This window comes from Ignavibacteria bacterium, from assembly GCA_016873845.1.
In the GTDB taxonomy this organism is placed as follows: domain Bacteria; phylum Bacteroidota; class Ignavibacteria; order Ch128b; family Ch128b; genus JAHJVF01.
In genome coordinates, this window is the sequence record VGVX01000131.1 from 1 (window position 1) to 3,195 (window position 3,195).

General features: G+C 34.1%; 5 protein-coding genes. 3 read left to right on the forward strand and 2 right to left on the reverse strand.

Features of this window, described 5'->3' with window-relative positions; genetic code table 11:
• The 3 genes from FJ213_13135 to FJ213_13145 all read left to right on the forward strand — a co-directional run.
• On the forward strand, positions 1-182 hold a 182-nt coding region (locus FJ213_13135), incomplete at its 5' end, for a bifunctional homocysteine S-methyltransferase/methylenetetrahydrofolate reductase (protein MBM4177095.1).
• Between the two features lie 276 nt (positions 183-458).
• Positions 459-1,304: a T9SS type A sorting domain-containing protein gene (locus FJ213_13140; protein MBM4177096.1), complete on the forward strand. Its 846-nt coding sequence runs from the start codon at positions 459-461 to the stop codon at positions 1,302-1,304.
• 70 nt (positions 1,305-1,374) lie between these two features.
• Positions 1,375-2,001 (forward strand): cobalamin-binding protein, encoded by a 627-nt coding sequence (locus FJ213_13145; GenBank protein MBM4177097.1) that lies wholly within the window; start codon positions 1,375-1,377, stop codon positions 1,999-2,001.
• Positions 2,002-2,042: 41 nt separating this feature from the next.
• Here FJ213_13145 and FJ213_13150 read toward each other — a convergent pair whose 3' ends face one another.
• Together FJ213_13150 and FJ213_13155 are read right to left on the reverse strand one after the other, a co-directional pair.
• The gene (locus tag FJ213_13150; GenBank protein MBM4177098.1) at positions 2,043-2,741 is read right to left on the reverse strand and encodes a hypothetical protein; all 699 of its coding nucleotides are present in this window, start codon (positions 2,739-2,741) and stop codon (positions 2,043-2,045) included.
• Positions 2,742-2,769: 28 nt separating this feature from the next.
• Positions 2,770-2,997, reverse strand: a complete 228-nt coding sequence (locus FJ213_13155) for a hypothetical protein (protein ID MBM4177099.1) — start codon at positions 2,995-2,997, stop codon at positions 2,770-2,772.
• Between the last annotated feature and the right edge of the window lie 198 nt (positions 2,998-3,195).

Genomic DNA, 3,195 nt, shown 5'->3' on the forward strand with positions numbered 1-3,195 from the left:
CGGGATTACCTGTTTGGGAAAATGGAAGAGAAATTTATTCAGAAGACTCAAACTTCATTCAAGATAAAGTCGAAAGACTTTATCAGTTAGGTGTTAAAATCGTCGGAGGATGCTGCGGAACAACTCCCGACCACATTCACGCAATTAAAAAGATTGCGAATAGAATAAATCTGACTGAATGAATTGAGTTATTTTGATGAAAAAGAAAAGCAATATAGGGTTACAAATATTCTTTGAGAGTAGATGATTTTATTTAAAATTAGAAATAAACATTGTTGAGGCAATATTTTGGGAAATCAAATTTCTTAAAAAACTTCAGGCTTCAGAAAAAATCTTGTCAACTTTTCAATTTTTGTTTTATGTTACCTTCAGAGGAAGAAAATAATTAAAGATAGTTTGTGTGTTTATATTTTGGATTTACAATACAGTACTATTTATTGCATAGGAGAATTTATAGTATGAAAAAGATAATTTTTGTTTTTCTCGTGTTAACGCATACTTACATATTTGCACAAGGCCTATTTAATGTATCACCACTTAAACCAGGTAACAAGTGGGTTTATTTCTATAAAGAATATCTTTTCTCAGGATGGAGATTGACATTTGAAGTTTTAGACAGCGTGAAGACAATAAAAGGTATTCACTTTTATGCAATTCGTACCGGTCCTTACATCTGGATTCACTATATGGGTTTAGTAAATGATGGATTTTATACTAGATATACTACAGTGATGTTTGATTCCTTATACAAATATTTTAAGGTCAATCCTCAAAAAGGAGATACGTGGGGACAAACAACGTTCTTTGATACTTTATATAGTACAATTACTGATACTTTACCTCTCAGTTGGTTTAATAAAAATATTTTGATTTATGTAATTCACCGTTTACATAAAGGCCGAGAACTCTGGACAAAAGAATTTGGTATGCTGCATGGCTTATTTGAAGGATCTGAAATTCAGCTCTTAGGTTGTGTTATAGACGGTGTAGTTTACGGGGATACCTCAACTGTTAGTGTTGATGAAGAAGAACAACTTCCAACTGAATTTGTTTTATACCAAAACTACCCTAATCCTTTTAATCCAATTACAATAATTAGCTGGCAATTAGTAATTGCCTCTAACGTGCAAATTAAGATTTACGATTTGCTTGGCAGAGAGATTAAAACTCTTGTAAACCAATATTCCAACCCCGGGGAATATAAAGTTACCTTCAATGCCGAGGGACTGCCGAGCGGTATATACTTTTACAGAATTATCACTGATGATTTTTCAGCAATGAAAAAAATGATTTATTTAAAATAAAGAGGTCATTAAACTCGCTTAAAAAGAAATTGTTAAAAATTTTTCAAGGAGATTAAAAACAGAGAAATAAATGAACAAAGTTCTTGCCCAAATTTCCGAAATCATCATAAAAGGTAAATGGAAAGAGATGACTGATCAGGTCAATCTTGCTCTTGAGAATAATATAACCGCAAAACAAATTTTAGATGATGGATTATTGAAAGGAATGGAGGTTGTTGGGGTAAAATTCCGAGATGGAGGGATGTTTCTTCCTGAAGTGTTGATGTCGGCAAAAGCATTCAAAACTGCAATGGCTTTGATTGAACCATACTTTCTTCACGGCGAAAAAATCAGCAGCGGAAAAGTTTTGATGGGAACGGTTAAAGGAGATATACACGATATCGGAAAAAACTTAGTCGGTGTAATGCTCAAAGGAAATGGTTTCGATGTTGCTGATTTGGGAATTGACGCATCAACCGAAAAATTCATTGAGTGGATTGAGCGAGAAAATCCAGATATAGTCGGATTGTCTGCGATGCTTACAACCACAATGGTTTCAATGCAAAAAACTGTTAACGTGCTGATTGAAAAGTATCCGAATAAAAAAATTATTATTGGCGGTGCACCTGTCAGTCCAAGTTTCGCCGATTCAATCAAAGCTAATGGCTATGCAAAGAATGCAATCGAAGCTGTTGAGTTGTGTAAAAAGCTTATATAACAAAGATTCCATCCCGACTTGTCGGGATGAAATCTTTTAGATTATCTCTCGTTCTCTTTCTTCTCAAAAATCTTATCGTCAATTCCTTTATTCACAATGTAATTCGAGTAAGTTAATGTAACTCTTCCTTCTTGTTTCTCTTCGGTTTTATTTTCTGATAGGGTTTCTTTCGGCGATTGCCTTCTTCGTCCAAATCTAAGATTACCAACGTCTAAAAGTATATCGACTTTTTCCGGAAGCCAGTACTTGTTATCAACCAACTTGTGATCTAAATTCACTTCAACCTTACCCGACCGCTCACCAAGCGTGATTATCTTCCCAATTGTGTAATGCCTTGAATTTACATAAAGAGTGATAATCGATGGACCTCTTTCGGATTCTTCAGGAATAACTTTTATAATATGAAAAGTTTGATTATCGATCTCCGCATCATTTTCATAGATGGCAGTAAACTTCTTTTCGAAAAGAGCATCCGGCGAAAAGTTCAAGCCTTGCTTAGGGAGAAGCGCAAAACCTTTCGATTCAATGTGAATCATATCGGGTTTTTTGAAATAAACCTTTGCATTGATATCCGGGACTTTCAAGTATTCTATATCGACTTTAACCGAAACATCCGCAGTGTAATCATTTATACTGCCGAACTGCTCTCTAATTTTTTCGATTACTAAATTCGGGTCAATTTTCTGTCCGAATGAAAGTTGAAATAAACACAGAATCGTAAATAATATTTTCTTTGTCATGATAATTTTCTCAATTCAGATTGTATTCTCACGATAAAATATCCTTTTTCTTAAAAATCAGTAAGGTAATAATAAAAAATCCAACCGAGTGAAACAGAAGAACAGCAATAGATTTTTGAATCATATCCCAATCAACCGGATCGTCAAAAAAGCTAAGCCATGAAGGTAAATAATGCGTGAACATGTAAGGGGAGATAGTTTGGAAAAATTCATAAGGAAGCTCACTCAAAATCAATAAGATTATATAAATCGCCATCGTCCCGATTATTGGTCCGATAGAATTTTGGACGAGCGACGATAAGAAAAATGAAATACTGGCAACGACACTTATTCCCGCGAAAGCAGTTAAATACGCTCCAACAAATCTCCACGCAACATCATCGGCGGCAAATATGATTATTTTTTCCTGTAAATTAACGAATAATGATAAGTTTTTTTGTTATTAAACTATTTT

What these genes read in the sequence shown, in the direction of transcription:
- FJ213_13145 (MBM4177097.1), top strand. Translation starts at nt 1,375, where the DNA reads ATGAACAAAGTTCTTGCCCAAATTTCCGAAATCATCATAAAAGGTAAA.
- FJ213_13155 (MBM4177099.1), bottom strand. Translation starts at nt 2,997, where the DNA reads ATGGCGATTTATATAATCTTATTGATTTTGAGTGAGCTTCCTTATGAA.
- FJ213_13150 (MBM4177098.1), bottom strand. Translation starts at nt 2,741, where the DNA reads ATGACAAAGAAAATATTATTTACGATTCTGTGTTTATTTCAACTTTCA.
- FJ213_13140 (MBM4177096.1), top strand. Translation starts at nt 459, where the DNA reads ATGAAAAAGATAATTTTTGTTTTTCTCGTGTTAACGCATACTTACATA.